The sequence below is a fragment of the Aeromonas sp. FDAARGOS 1414 genome, assembly GCF_019047065.1.
Taxonomy (GTDB): Bacteria; Pseudomonadota; Gammaproteobacteria; order Enterobacterales; family Aeromonadaceae; genus Aeromonas; species Aeromonas veronii_A.
On sequence record NZ_CP077210.1, the window covers coordinates 1,467,378 to 1,480,476 of the forward strand.

General features: G+C 58.7%; 13 protein-coding genes and 1 other annotated feature. Of the genes, 8 read left to right on the forward strand and 5 right to left on the reverse strand.

The annotated features are described in order from the left end of the window. Nucleotides 1-5 precede the first annotated feature (5 nt). The 4 genes from I6L44_RS06535 to I6L44_RS06550 all read right to left on the reverse strand — a co-directional run bounded on the left by I6L44_RS06535 (nt 6) and on the right by I6L44_RS06550 (nt 3,664). Nucleotides 6-521 (reverse strand): Slp family lipoprotein, encoded by a 516-nt coding sequence (locus I6L44_RS06535; protein ID WP_076491763.1) that lies wholly within the window; start codon nt 519-521, stop codon nt 6-8. A 118-nt stretch (nt 522-639) separates the two neighbouring features. Continuing rightward, a complete protein-coding gene (tsaB, locus tag I6L44_RS06540; protein ID WP_202003965.1) occupies nt 640-1,341 on the reverse strand; it encodes a tRNA (adenosine(37)-N6)-threonylcarbamoyltransferase complex dimerization subunit type 1 TsaB in 702 nt (233 codons plus the stop codon). 90 nt (nt 1,342-1,431) lie between these two features. After that, on the reverse strand, nt 1,432-3,351 hold the full coding sequence (locus I6L44_RS06545) for an ATP-dependent DNA helicase (protein ID WP_216953609.1): 1,920 nt from the start codon (nt 3,349-3,351) through the stop codon (nt 1,432-1,434). 67 nt (nt 3,352-3,418) lie between these two features. Beyond that, nucleotides 3,419-3,664, reverse strand: coding sequence for a hypothetical protein (locus I6L44_RS06550; RefSeq protein ID WP_216953610.1), 246 nt, complete (start codon nt 3,662-3,664; stop codon nt 3,419-3,421). Nucleotides 3,665-3,848: 184 nt separating this feature from the next. Further along, nucleotides 3,849-3,973 (forward strand) — a sequence feature (His leader region). Nucleotides 3,974-4,001: 28 nt separating this feature from the next. Between I6L44_RS06550 and hisG the strand changes: the two genes are divergently transcribed. Genes hisG through hisIE form a run of 8 tightly spaced genes read left to right on the forward strand, consistent with a single transcriptional unit; the run spans nt 4,002 to nt 11,252 of the window. After that, the gene (hisG, locus tag I6L44_RS06555) at nt 4,002-4,898 is read left to right on the forward strand and encodes an ATP phosphoribosyltransferase (RefSeq protein ID WP_151285979.1); all 897 of its coding nucleotides are present in this window, start codon (nt 4,002-4,004) and stop codon (nt 4,896-4,898) included. Nucleotides 4,899-4,910: 12 nt separating this feature from the next. After that, nucleotides 4,911-6,236 carry a histidinol dehydrogenase gene (gene hisD, locus I6L44_RS06560; protein WP_216953611.1) on the forward strand — a complete coding sequence of 442 codons (1,326 nt, stop codon included), beginning with the start codon at nt 4,911-4,913 and terminating at the stop codon, nt 6,234-6,236. Next, nucleotides 6,233-7,303 carry a histidinol-phosphate transaminase gene (gene hisC, locus I6L44_RS06565; RefSeq protein WP_216953612.1) on the forward strand — a complete coding sequence of 357 codons (1,071 nt, stop codon included), beginning with the start codon at nt 6,233-6,235 and terminating at the stop codon, nt 7,301-7,303. Before hisD ends, hisC begins: the two co-directional genes overlap by 4 nt. A gap of 15 nt (nt 7,304-7,318) precedes the next feature. Beyond that, the gene (gene hisB / locus I6L44_RS06570) at nt 7,319-8,428 is read left to right on the forward strand and encodes a bifunctional histidinol-phosphatase/imidazoleglycerol-phosphate dehydratase HisB (protein ID WP_216953613.1); all 1,110 of its coding nucleotides are present in this window, start codon (nt 7,319-7,321) and stop codon (nt 8,426-8,428) included. Further along, nucleotides 8,428-9,069, forward strand: a complete 642-nt coding sequence (hisH, locus tag I6L44_RS06575) for an imidazole glycerol phosphate synthase subunit HisH (protein WP_216953614.1) — start codon at nt 8,428-8,430, stop codon at nt 9,067-9,069. Before hisB ends, hisH begins: the two co-directional genes overlap by 1 nt. 5 nt (nt 9,070-9,074) lie before the next feature. Continuing rightward, a complete protein-coding gene (gene hisA, locus I6L44_RS06580) occupies nt 9,075-9,836 on the forward strand; it encodes a 1-(5-phosphoribosyl)-5-[(5-phosphoribosylamino)methylideneamino]imidazole-4-carboxamide isomerase (RefSeq protein WP_216953615.1) in 762 nt (253 codons plus the stop codon). Then, on the forward strand, nt 9,836-10,609 hold the full coding sequence (gene hisF, locus I6L44_RS06585) for an imidazole glycerol phosphate synthase subunit HisF (protein ID WP_216953616.1): 774 nt from the start codon (nt 9,836-9,838) through the stop codon (nt 10,607-10,609). Before hisA ends, hisF begins: the two co-directional genes overlap by 1 nt. Beyond that, nucleotides 10,602-11,252: a bifunctional phosphoribosyl-AMP cyclohydrolase/phosphoribosyl-ATP diphosphatase HisIE gene (hisIE, locus tag I6L44_RS06590; RefSeq protein WP_216953617.1), complete on the forward strand. Its 651-nt coding sequence runs from the start codon at nt 10,602-10,604 to the stop codon at nt 11,250-11,252. Before hisF ends, hisIE begins: the two co-directional genes overlap by 8 nt. 33 nt (nt 11,253-11,285) lie before the next feature. Here hisIE and I6L44_RS06595 read toward each other — a convergent pair whose 3' ends face one another. Next, on the reverse strand, nt 11,286-12,791 hold the full coding sequence (locus I6L44_RS06595; RefSeq protein WP_216953618.1) for a P-loop NTPase fold protein: 1,506 nt from the start codon (nt 12,789-12,791) through the stop codon (nt 11,286-11,288). Nucleotides 12,792-13,099: the final 308 nt, after the last annotated feature.

Consider the following 13,099-nt stretch of genomic DNA (forward strand, 5'->3'; position numbering starts at 1 on the left):
AAGCCTTAACGACGCAGCGGCCGTCTCGGCCAGAAGGGATCATAGAAGGGGTCGTAGAAGTAGGGGTCCATATAGCGCACCTCCACCTCCTTGACTGGCGGCCACAGCTTGCTGCCAGTCACATTGAGCACCGAGAAGCGGTACTTGTGCTCGCCAATCTGGCTATCCACCGGTTGGCCTATGGTGCCAAGCACTGTCAGGCTGCGCCCCTTGGCGTAGAGGGTCGGATCGACAAAACCCTTCATGATGGCCAGAAAACGGCCCGGGCTCTGTTCGGTCTGCTCCGGCACACCATTGGACTTGAGCGGCAGATAGACCACTTCAATAACGCTCTGATCCGCCTTGTTGTGCACCGCCGAGATAACGCCGCTCCAGCGGGCCGGTTTGCCCTCCATTCCGCCAAGGGCGGGTTGATAGGCCACCAGCTGGTTTTCGGGCTCATAGGCCAGCTCCTTGGGGACCGAGCTGCAGGCCCCGAGCAGCAGAGCCAGCGCCCCGACCACCATCCCGCGTTTCATCATGTCGCTTCTGGTATTACGCATCATGTCTCTCTCCTGTTGCCAGCGTGGCCCGTCGGGCCACCCGCTTGTGTTGCAGCTGATGATCGGCAAGAGCGACATGACGTCAGTGCTCCTGCCCTTATTCGCGACCCGGCAGTTTTTTCCAGGTCACCTTGTCACGCAAATAGACCGGCGTCGCCTGCTCCACCGGCACCGCCTCCCCCGCCAGCCAGGCGGCGCGGGCCAGCGGCAGCATGTCCTCTGCCGCCGGGAAGCGCACCTGGCTCACCGCCAGCTCATCGGCCAGACCACTCAGGGTCTCGCCATAGGTTTCAAAACCGGTGCCGACGCAGGTCACAGGGCCCGTCAGCTTGCCACGGGCATCAACCAGCGCCGCGGGCTCACTCACCACCTCGTCCCCCACCAGCTGCATGCGGCCATCAATGAGCTCATAGCGGCCGAAATATACCTCGTTCATCCGCGCATCGATGGCGGTCAGCACCTGCTCGGCGCCATCCAGTCGATAGGCGCCTTGCGCCATAGCGGCCAAGGTCGAGATGCCAATCAGCGGCACACCCGCACCAAACGCCAGACCTTGCGCCACACTGATGCCGATCCGCACGCCAGTAAAGGAGCCCGGGCCGCGACCGAACGCAATGGCATCGAGGTCACTCAAACTTATCCCGGCATCCTCTAACACAGCCTGAACCATGGGCAGGATTTTTCGGGTGTGATCCCGTGGCGCCTCCTCCCAGCGGGAGAACAGCTTGTCACCCACCAGCAAGGCGGCGGAGCAGGCTTCGGTGGCGGTATCAACGGCCAGGATCTTCAACTCGTTCATGCTTTCCAATCTCTATAAAATCAGTCAATTACATAACCGGCAAGCGAGATACGCTCACCCGTTGTTCAAATCTGTTAGCTGGCGGCACACTTATTCACCGCGTTCAGTGCGATCGAAAAAACGCCCCAGCGTTCCCAACTCCCGGGTACGGGGGATGGCGGGCAGACTCTTGATAAAGGTGGCGCCGTAAGGTTTGTTGACCATTCGTGGATCACAGATCACCAGCACCCCGTGATCACTGCGATCACGAATAAGCCGTCCCACCCCCTGTTTGAGGGCAATCACCGCCTTGGGCAACTGCAGCTCGGCGAAGGGATCCCCCCCCTTGAGTTTGCAATCATCCACCCGCGCCTTGAGCAGCGGATCATCAGGGCTGGCAAACGGCAGTTTGTCGATGATAACACACGACAACGCCGCCCCTCTCACGTCGATCCCCTCCCAGAAACTGCTGGTCGCCACCAGCACGGCGCGGCCATTCTCGACAAACTCCTTGAGCAACCGCTGCTTGTTATCCTCCCCCTGCAGCAAGACGGTGCGACCAATTTCCCGGCGCAGCACCTCGGCCACCTGACGCATCACCTGATGGCTGGTGCAGAGGAAGAAGCAGCCGCCCGGTGTCTTGTTGATCAGCGAGATCATCAAATTGGCCAGCTGCTCGCCGCGGCCAAAGGCGTTGGGCTCCGGCAGATAACGGGGCACACAGAGCCGCGCCTGCTCGCCATAGTCGAACGGGCTGTCGAGAATAAGCTCAGCACTGCCCGCCAGCCCCAGCTCGGCCTTGAAGTGATCAAAACGCATATCCACCGTCAGGGTGGCGGAGGTGAAGACCCAGGCCACTTCCGGTCTTTGCACCTCGGCACTGAATCGCTCGGCCACCGACAGCGGCGTCAGATTGAGGGTGAAATGAAGCCGTGAGCAGTCGTACCAGTAGGAGAAACCGGTCTGGTTGACCGCCAGCACTTCACCCAGGCGGGTGCGCAGTTCACTGATTCGCTCGAAGGCGTGATCCAGCTGCTCGCCACGGCCGAGAGCCAGTTTCAGCACTTCGTAGCAGAGCCCGATGGCATCGTTGAGACGAGCCAGAGCCTGCCCCCAAAGCGGCTGGCGCAGCATGTCGCGGGTATTACCGCGACCGCCATCCACCCCGAAGGCGAGACGCAAGTCCTGACTGGCGATAGCGAGCCGATCCGCCGCCTTGCCAAGCTGGGCCATGTCGTGGGCTTCGGCCCGATAGGCCAGCTGGATATCCTGTGCCAAATCCTGAATGGTGCGGCTGCCTACCGACTTGCCGAAGTAGTTGGTGGCGATCTCCGGCAGCTGGTGTGCCTCGTCAAACACATAGACTTGCGCCTCCGGCACCAACTCGCCAAATCCGGTGTCTTTCACCGCCATATCGGCGAAGAAGAGGTGGTGGTTGATCACCACCACCTGGGCATCCATGGCGCGGCGACGGGCGACCACCAGATGGCAGTCGTCGTAATAGGGGCAATCGCGACCGAGGCAGTTTTCATTGGTGCTGGTGACATGAGCCAGGATCTCGGCGTTCTCCTGCAGCCCCGGAATATCCCCCACGTCGCCATTGTCGGTGGCGGTCGACCAGGATTTCACCTTCACCAGATCATTGAGCACTTCCGGTTTTTGCAGGTGGGATTCGCTCAAGAGCCGGTTCATCCGCTCGATGCAGAGATAGTTACTGCGCCCCTTGAGCAGGGCCACCGGCGGGGTATAGGAGAGCGCGCCTGTGATGGTCGGGAGGTCCCGGTAAAAGAGCTGCTCCTGCAGGTTCTTGGAGCCGGTGCTGATCACGATCCGTTTGCCGGACTCCAGCGCAGGCACCAGATAGGCGTAGGTCTTGCCGGTACCTGTCCCCGCCTCCACTAGCAGACGGCCACCACTTTTGATGGCGCGCGCGACCGCTTCGGCCATCTCCAGTTGGGGAGCGCGGGCTTTGAAACCGTCGATATGGCTGGCCAGAGGGCCATCTGGCTTGAACAGGGTCTGGATGGTCAAAAGGGCGTCCCGCAGCAAAAGCGGCCATTATGCCAAAAGTGTGGCAAAAGCGGGACTGATTCTGCGCCTAGACGAACAGATCGATCTGGTGATCGGGATCCGGCTTGTGATCGCCCTCCTCCGCCTTTGGCTGATCACGCTTGGCGGGCGTGTTATATGCCTGCTGGCGCTGCTGGGAGTCACTGTTGTCAGTGCCGGTCTTGCGCAGTTGATGTTTCTTGCTGATCTGGTTCACTTCCCGCTTGATCTCTTCGCTACCGGGCGCGGCAGGTGCCCGGGGCAAAATGGGGAACAACAGGTCCTGGCTGGGCATGATACAAACTCCTGCGGGGGTTATTGTCTAGTTATCGACCAGAAAACCGTTTTCTCAACTTTAATCGATCAAATCACAATTTTGGGTTGCATTTTCTGTCAAGGCAGGTAGTTTAAATCAGGCGTCAATTACGACATCTTATTTTGTAAAGGATTGATTACATGAAGTTCACCACCCTGAAGACTCATCACCATCATCATCCCGACTAGTCTTTCAGGAGGTTGACTGCTGGAAGACACTTAACTGGTGACTTCCAAAAGGACCGCAAGATTCATAAACCCTCGGAAGCACCCACTTCCGAGGGTTTTTTCGTTTTTGACTAGAAGGAAATCGAGCAATGGAAACACAACGTCTGCGTATCGCCATGCAAAAGTCCGGTCGTCTGAGCCAGGACTCCCAAGCCCTGTTCAAGAGCTGCGGCCTCAAGATCAACCTGCGCGAGCAGCGCCTTATCGCCCATGTCGAGAACATGCCCATCGATATCTTGCGGGTGCGCGATGACGACATCCCGGGTCTGGTGATGGAAGGGGTGGTTGACCTTGGCATCATCGGCGAGAACGTGCTGGAAGAGGTGCAGCTTATTCGCGCTTCACAGGGACTACCCTTCGAGGTCAAAACCCTCAAGCAGCTGGACTTTGGTGGCTGCCGCCTCTCGCTGGCGGTGCCAGAAGATGTGAACTACACGGGGCCAGCGAGTCTTGCCGGCAAACGCATCGCGACCTCCTATCCCGGGCTGCTCAAGCGCTTCTTTGACGACAAGGGTCTCGGCTTCAAGAGCGTGATGCTGGGCGGCTCGGTGGAAGTGGCACCCCGCGCGGGTCTCGCCGATGCCATCTGCGATCTGGTCTCCACCGGCGCGACCCTGGAAGCCAATGGCCTCAAAGAGGTGGAGGTGATCTACCGCTCCAAGGCGGTACTGGTACAGGCCCCCAACCCCTTGTCCGATGCCAAGCAGAAGCTCATCGACAAACTGCTGCCCCGCATTCAGGGGATGCAGCAGGCCCGCGAGAGCAAGTACATCATGCTGCACGCCCCCAAAGACAAGCTCGATGCCATCACCGATCTGCTGCCGGGTGCCGAGCGCCCCACCATCATGCAGCTGGCCGGTGACACCAATCAGGTGGCGCTGCACGTCGTCTCCAGCGAGACCCTGTTCTGGGAGACCATGGAGCAGCTCAAGGCCCTCGGTGCCAGCTCCATTCTGGTGCTGCCCATCGAAAAAATGATGGAATAAGGAAGGGATATCATGCAGACCCTGATCTGGAAGACCCTCTCCCCTGCCCAGCAGGCCGACGTGCTGACCCGACCGGCCCTCAATGACGAGGCCGATATCGGCGCCGTGGTCAAAGAGATCATCGCAGCGGTACGCAGCCGTGGCGATGAGGCCCTGCGCGAGCTCAGCCTGCGCTTCGAGCGCGCCCCCCGTGAGCGGTTGCGCGTCAGCGAAGATGAGATTGAAGCTGCCTGCGCGCGGCTGGATGACGACATCAAAAGCGCCATCGAAGCGGCGATTGCCAATATTCGCACCTTCCACGCCGCCCAAGTGCAGCCTGTGGTACGGGTGGAAACCCAGCCCGGGGTGGTGTGCGAGCTGCGTACCCAGCCCATCAGCCGGGTCGGCCTCTATGTGCCGGGTGGCAGCGCGCCGCTCCCCTCCACCGTGATGATGCTGGCCATTCCGGCTGCTATCGCAGGTTGCCGTGAAGTGGTGCTCTGCACCCCGTCTCCGGCCAGCGACGAGATCCTGTTTACCGCCCGCGCCTGCGGCGTCGAGAAGGTGTTCGCCATCGGCGGCGCCCAGGCCATCGCCGCCATGGCTTACGGCACCGAGAGCATTCCCAAGGTGGACAAGATCTTCGGCCCGGGCAACGCCTATGTGACCGAAGCCAAGGGGCAGGTATCCCGCGACTGGCGCGGCGCCGCCATCGACATGCCCGCCGGCCCCTCCGAGGTGCTGGTGATTGCCGACGAGAGCGCCAACCCCGCCTTCGTGGCGGCGGATCTGCTCTCCCAGGCCGAGCATGGCCCCGACAGTCAGGTGGTGCTGGTCACCACTTCGCCACTGCTGGCCGATGCCATCGCAGGGGAAATCAAGAGCCAGCTGGCCAAGTTGAGCCGCCGGGATATCGCCGCGCAGGCGCTCGGCAGCAGTCTGGTGATCCTCTGCGATGATCTGGCCGAGGCGTGTGCCATCTCCAACGCGTACGCGCCGGAGCACCTGATTGTGCAGACCCGCGCCCCGCGCGATCTGCTGGATAAACTCGAGAACGCCGGTTCCATCTTCCTGGGAGCATGGACACCGGAATCAGTCGGCGATTACGCCAGCGGCACCAATCACACCTTGCCTACCTATGGCTATGCCCGTACCTGCTCCAGCCTTGGCCTTGCGGATTATCAGCGCCGCTACACGGTGCAGGAGCTGAGCGCCGAAGGTATTCGCGGCCTTGGCCCTATCGTCGAGCGCATCGCCCAGGCCGAAGGGCTCGATGGCCACAAAAATGCCGTGACGCTGAGATTGAACGCCCTGGCCGCCGCGCCCCAACCAACAGCACAGCAGAAGGATTTGTCATGAGCATTGCCAATCTGGCGCGCCGCGTGGTGCGGGCCCTCACCCCTTATCAATCGGCCCGCCGCATCGGCGGCAAGGGCCACGTCTGGCTCAACGCCAACGAGGCACCGCAGGCCTATCCCTTCACCATCGAGGGGAGCCGCCTCAACCGCTACCCCGAGTGCCAACCGGCCGAGGTGGTGAACGGCTATGCCGCCTACGCCGGGGTCAATCCCGATCAGGTGCTGGTGAGCCGCGGCGCCGACGAGGCCATCGAGCTGCTTATTCGCACCTTCTGCGAAGCGGGTGAAGATCAGATCCTCATCTGTCCGCCCACCTACGGCATGTACGCCATCAGCGCCGAGACCTGTGGCGTCGGCATCGTCGAACAGCCGCTGACCGCCAGCCGCCAGCCGGACTGGCCCGCCATCGCCGATCGCCTCAGTGACGTGAAACTGGTGTTTCTCTGCTCCCCCAACAACCCCACCGGGGATCTGGTGGGTCGCGATGGACTTATTGCCCTGCTGGAGAAGGCGCGGGATCGCGCCATCGTGGTGGTGGACGAGGCCTATATCGAGTTCTGCCCCGAGGCGTCCGTAGTGGACCTGCTGGCCCGCTTCCCCAATCTGGTGGTGACCCGCACCCTCTCCAAGGCTTTTGCCCTGGCGGGGATCCGCTGCGGCTTTACGCTGGCAAGCCCCGAGGTGATCGCCATGCTGGCCAAGGTGATCGCCCCCTACCCCATCCCCGAGCCCATCGCCCAGATCGCGGCGCAGGCCCTCTCCCCCATGGGGCTGGAGTTGATGCAGGAGCGAGTGATAGAGCTCAACAAGCAAAAAGCCGCCTTCAAGGCAGAGCTGGCAACGCTTGCCTGCGTGAATGAAGTATTCGAGGACAAGGGCAACTTCGTGCTGGTGCGCTTTGTTGATGGCGCCGCCGTCTTTGCCGCCATGAAGGCCGCTGGCATCATACTGCGGGATTTCTCGACCAAACCCGGCTTGGATAACAGCATTCGCGTCACCGTCGGCTATCAGGGCGAGATGGATGCCGTGCTGGCGGTATTGCGTGATCTGCCCTCTCCCACTTTGTAAGACAAGGATGTAGCGATGAAGACCCCGTTTTTGTTTATCGACCGCGACGGCACCCTGATTGAAGAGCCGGTGACCGACAAGCAGGTAGATAGCCTCGCCAAACTGCGCTTCGAGCCCATGGTCATTCCGGTGCTGCGCGAGTTGCAGGCCGCAGGCTACGTGCTGGTGATGGTGACCAATCAGGATGGGCTGGGCACCGCCAGCCTGCCGCTGGAGAACTTCCAGCCACCCCACGACCTGATGATGCACCTGTTTGAATCGCAAGGGGTGAAGTGGGAGCAGGTGCTGATCTGCCCCCACTTCCCCACCGACGGCTGCAGCTGCCGCAAGCCCCACCTCGGGCTGGTGAAGGAGTATCTCGCCTCCGGTCGCATCGACTTTGCCAACTCCTTCGTGATTGGCGATCGCCAGACCGATCTGCAACTCGCCGAGAATATGGGCATTGGCGGTATTCGCTACCACCCGCAGGATCACAACTGGCTCGCCATCCGTGATCAGCTGTTGTCCAAGGGCCGCACTGCCTCGGTGGAGCGCAACACCAAGGAGACCTGCATTCAGGTTGCGGTGGATTTGGACAAGAGCGGCGGCAACCAGATCGCCACCGGCATCGGCTTCTTTGATCACATGCTGGATCAAATTGCCACCCACGCCGGTTTCCAGCTCAAGCTGAACGTCAGCGGCGATCTGCATATCGACGATCACCACACGGTAGAGGATGTGGGGCTGGCGCTGGGTCAGGCGATGCGTCAAGCCCTTGGCAACAAGCGCGGTATCGGCCGTTTCGGCTTTGTGCTGGCGATGGATGAGGTGCAAGCGGTGATCGATGCGCGCCCGCTGACCGAGCAGGAGGTGAGCACAGCGCTGGACTTGAGCGGTCGCCCCTACTTCGTGTTTGACTGCCCGAGCGGCTTTGGCCGTGACAACGTGGGCGAGATGGCCACCGAGATGGTGCCCCACTTCTTCCGCTCGCTGTCGGACGCCATGGCCATCACCCTGCAAATGAAGGTGGGCAGCGGCAACACCCACCATCAGGTGGAGGCGCTGTTCAAAGGCTTTGGCCGCGCCCTGCGTCAGGCCATTCGGGTGGAAGGGAGCGAGCTTCCCTCCAGCAAGGGAGTGCTGTGATGGATGTGAGCAAGCAGAAGCTGGTCATTATCGATACCGGCTGCGCGAATCTGGCCTCGGTCAGAATGGCGTTCGAACGCCTTGATGTGCAGCCGCTGGTCTCCAGCCTGGCAGCCGATATCGAGCAGGCGGACAAGCTGATCCTGCCCGGTGTCGGCACCGCGGTGGCCGCCATGAAAAACCTCAACGAGCGCGGACTGGTGCCCCTTATTCGCGCCGCCAAGCAGCCGCTGCTGGGCTTTTGCCTCGGTATGCAGATGCTGGCTGAGGCCTCCGAAGAGAGCATGGGTACGGATGACTCGTCAGAGCAGCTTATCGACTGCCTTGGCATAGTGCCGGGCAAGATCCGGCTGATGGAGGTCGGTAATCTGCGGCTACCCCATATGGGCTGGAACCAGATTGAGCATGACGAGACCCATCCTCTGCTCAAGGGGGTCCCGAGCGGCAGCTACTTCTACTTCGTGCACTCCTATGCGCTGGAGGTGACCGAAGCGACGCTGGCGACCTGCGACTACGGCCAGCCGTTTACCGCCATCGTCGGTGGGGTTGCAGAGCACAGCAACTTCTTCGGCGCCCAATTCCACCCGGAGCGCTCAGGCGCAGCCGGTGCCCGTTTGCTGCAAAACTTTCTGGAGCTGTGACTAGCATGATCATTCCCGCAATTGACCTTATCAACGGTCAGGTGGTTCGCCTCTATCAGGGGGACTACGACCAGAAGACCGAATACAGCAGCAGCCCGCAGGCCCGCTTCGATGAATATGTCTCCCAGGGGGCGGTGCAGCTCCATCTGGTGGATCTGGACGGTGCAAAGGATACCAAGGCGCGCCAGCTGCCCCTGCTGACCCAACTGCTGTCGGCCACCGAAGCGCCAGTGCAGGTCGGTGGCGGCGTGCGCACCGAACAGGATGTAGCGGATCTGCTGGCCGCCGGTGCCAGCCGGGTGGTGATTGGCTCCACCGCCGTCAAATCCCCGGATCGGGTGGCAAGCTGGATGGAGAAATATGGCCCCGAGCAGATCGTGCTGGCGCTGGACGTCAATATCGATGGGGAGGGCAATCGCCATATCGCGGTGGCAGGCTGGCAGGAGAACAGCGGGGTGACCATCGAAGCGCTGATCGAGCGCTTCCTCCCCGCCGGGCTCAAGCATGTGCTCTGCACCGACATCAGCCGTGACGGCACCCTGGCTGGTACCAACGTCGAGCTCTATAGGGATCTCTGCGCCCGCTACCCGAGCGTCGCCTTTCAGGCCTCCGGCGGCATTGGCGGCATCGCGGATATCGAGGCGCTCAAGGGCTCCGGCGTCAAGGGGATCATCCTTGGCCGCGCCCTGCTGGAGGGCAAGTTCTCGGTGGGTGACGCCATCGCCTGCTGGCAAGCCCCCGCATCTGATACCACAGGAGGCAACTGATGCTGGCAAGACGCATTATCCCCTGCCTCGACGTGAAAGATGGCATGGTGGTCAAAGGGGTGCAATTTCGCAACCATGAGGTGATGGGCAGCATTGTCGAGCTGGCGCGCCGCTACGCCGAAGAGGGCGCTGACGAGCTGGTGTTCTATGACATCACCGCCTCCAGCGATGCCCGGGTGGTGGACAAGAGCTGGGTGAGCCGGGTAGCGGAGGTGATCGATATCCCCTTCTGCGTCGCCGGTGGCATCAAAAGCGTGGAAGATGCCCGCCAGATCCTTGAATTTGGCGCCGACAAGGTCTCCATCAACTCCCCGGCCCTGGCCGACCCGACCCTCATCAGTCGACTGGCCGAGCGCTTTGGCGTGCAGTGCGTGGTGGTGGGCATTGACTCCTACTCCGACGCCGACACTGGCCACTATCAGGTCAAACAGTTTACCGGTGACGAGAGTCGCACCCGCACCACCGCCTGGCACACCCTCGACTGGGTGCAGGAGGTGCAAAAACGCGGCGCGGGCGAAATCGTGCTGAACGTGATGAATCAGGACGGCATGCGTCAGGGTTATGACCTCGACCAGCTCAAGCTGGTGCGCAGCGTCTGCAAGGTGCCGCTGATTGCCTCCGGCGGCGCCGGTGCCATGGCGCACTTTCGCGATGCCTTCACCCTCGCCGATGTGGACGGGGCGCTGGCCGCCTCTGTGTTCCACAAGGGCCTTATCCCCATTCCCGAATTGAAACGCTGGCTGAAAACCGAAGGAGTCGCCATCCGTGAATAACTTCTCTGATAATGCACAAACCACCGCCAGCGCGCGCCCCCTTGCCGAGCAGCTCGATTGGGCAAAATGTGATGGCATGATCCCCGCCATCGTCCAGCACGCCGCCAGCGGCGAGGTGCTGATGCAGGGCTTTATGACCCGTGAAGCGCTGGAAAAGACCCAGAGCAGCGGTCAGGTCACCTTCTTTAGCCGCAGCAAACAGCGGCTCTGGACCAAGGGTGAAAGCTCGGGCAATGTGCTCCAACTCGTGGCCATCAGCACCGACTGCGATCAGGACTCCCTGCTGATTGCCGCCAACCCCGTCGGCCCCACCTGCCACAAGGGCACTACCTCCTGCTTCCATGGTCACCCGGTGCCACCACTCGGTTTTCTGGCAGAGCTGGAACAGGTGCTGGCCGCCCGCAAAGGGGCCGATCCGGCCACCAGCTACACCGCCAGCCTCTACGGCAAAGGGACCAAGCGCATCGCCCAGAAGGTGGGCGAAGAGGGTGTAGAAGTGGCGCTGGCCGCCATGGCCAAGGATCGGGAGGAGCTCATCAACGAATCCGCCGATCTGCTCTACCACCTGACCGTGCTGCTGCAAAACGAGGGGCTGGGGTTACAGGATGTGGTACAGCGGCTTTATAAGCGGCATAATAAATAAACTGATAATAAAGCCGGGTTATCCCGGCTTTACTCATTCAAGATGTATAGCTAATTCAACTATATTTTTATAAACCTCTATACGATTCTCAAGTTGAGATAACTCAGGTCGAGCTAATAGTGCCGCCTCAAAGTGACTAAGCTTCTTATTACTTATATCTGAATTTATAGCTCTAGCCAAAATATGATCTTTACCAAGAGTATACGGCTTGTATTGCTTGCTTGCATTTATCATTTCATATGATGAACTTAACAATGACACTAACGACATGTTGTAATTACCATCAGCCCACCTACCATTACTTGGCTTATTAAGTGTCTTACTTGGCACTATTTCCAATGTTATTGCAACATCATTCCTTTTCCCTAGTTGAGCCTCTATAGAATCTGTACCACCAGCTCTAGCTATGCGACAAGAAGAAACCTGTAGATAAAGATCATAATCACGCTCATACAATGCAAAAAGATAGACCAAAAATACTAAATTTATACTTCCTATATTTACATTTTCTTTTAATAAACCTTTGATAACGGCAATAACTCTATCTACAAGCTGCTCAGTCTGCCTAAGGCTTAACGACAAGTAGTCACTTACCGATGATATTATATTTATTAATATATGTGACTTTGTAAGGATAGGCCATATGCTAGTAGACAATGATAACGATTCATCCCAAGTTAGCAAACATGTAATAAATTCATGGCGAGATATGTTTTTTAGCGTAAAGCGGCGTATAAATAATCGACCTAAATAATTTTGCGCATCAAACCCATCTCCATATATTACCTTGATAGCATGTTGCAACTGTTCGGTATCCGTTGCCAATACAAACACAACTTTGGGAATGTCGAATATATGTTTGATTGTTTCCAGCATTTCTACCGCATAGGAGGGGCGGCAGCGATCCAGTTCATCAATCAAAATAAAAGCGGGATAATCAAGCTCTCCATTACCTAATCCAACAGCACCTTCCACCCATTGCCTTATCTCTTGTTTAAGATACTGGATAGATTCATAACGCTCTTTCTGATTACTGCATAAAGCATCGACCAGTTGATTGGCATCATCCCCTTCCAGAGAAAAATCATCTTCTTCCAATCCAGCCTTCTTAATTGCCGCTTTCAATGCCAGTTTGCCGCCGACCTTAAATAATCCAAGCAGCCGCTGACGCATCCCTTCTGGAATCGGGTTTTCTTTTCCCGCAATCATTTTTAACTGGTCGATAATCGACGAAATAACCGTCAATAAAGGATCATCGGAAAAGTCCTGTTGCCAGGCGTCGATATAGACAGTGGGATAATGCGCTTTCAGCTCCATATACCAGCGCTTGATAAACCAGGTTTTACCCGCCCCCCATTCGGCATTGAGGTTGAGCATATAGTTGCGCTGCTTGCCTTCGGCGGCGAGGTAGTTGGTCAGAAACTCGGCATAGCGGGCACGTTCCAGCCGATCGGCACTCAAGATCTCTTCGCAACCCGCAATGGCCCCCGGCCCGTCCCACTGAACTGCGTCATTCCAATTAAACGGTGCCACTACCATCTCGTATCTCTCCATATTGCGTTGCTGGAGATGATATCAGGGACACCGAGGAAATAGTTTGACTAAAGACCTGTTCGTTACCCTTTTTGCCACTCGGGGAGGTTTATTTAGCTGTTGTTCAACTTCTCTGTCGAGAGCCGATGATACGGGGTCGATACATGGTGGCAAGCTATCTCAACAACCATGGACTCAACTGATTTCCTTTGATTTGCTAAGAGGTTACAACCATGTGACATAACGCAGAACCTGCGGAAATAAATGAGAAATATGCCGTGAAGAGTGCTTAATTTAAAGCAGTTGATGCACGT